Annotated in this window: 1 pseudogene; it reads right to left on the bottom strand. The window is 48.4% G+C overall.

From position 1 onward, the window contains the following. Nucleotides 1–314, bottom strand: a pseudogene (locus tag BZG25_RS15820) (IS110 family transposase); the annotation flags it as partial.

Here is a 314-nt window from a genome sequence, read left to right as displayed (position 1 = left end):
GAGAATCGCTTGGCGTTCGGGTGACTTAACAGGAATGAACCGGCTGTTTGGACGCTGAACAGCGTCACAAATGGCAACGGCATCGTTCAGGTCATTTTTTCCTTTTGTGCGATAAGGACCGACGTACTTTGCGGCCATGATACGGGTATCGTGACCGAGCTTGTTGAATTCTCTGGCCCAATAATGTGCCCCACTACAGGCCTCAATACCTATGGACATCGTAGGCATATTTGCTAATGTAGCCAGTAGTTTAGCGCGTGAAACAGATTTATGGAGAATGACTTTTCCGTGGTCATCCACCGCGTGAAGAGAAA

The sequence above is a fragment of the Salinivibrio sp. ML198 genome (assembly GCF_001996015.1).
GTDB lineage: Bacteria > Pseudomonadota > Gammaproteobacteria > Enterobacterales > Vibrionaceae > Salinivibrio > Salinivibrio siamensis.
This window is presented reverse-complemented; position numbering and strand designations above follow the sequence as displayed.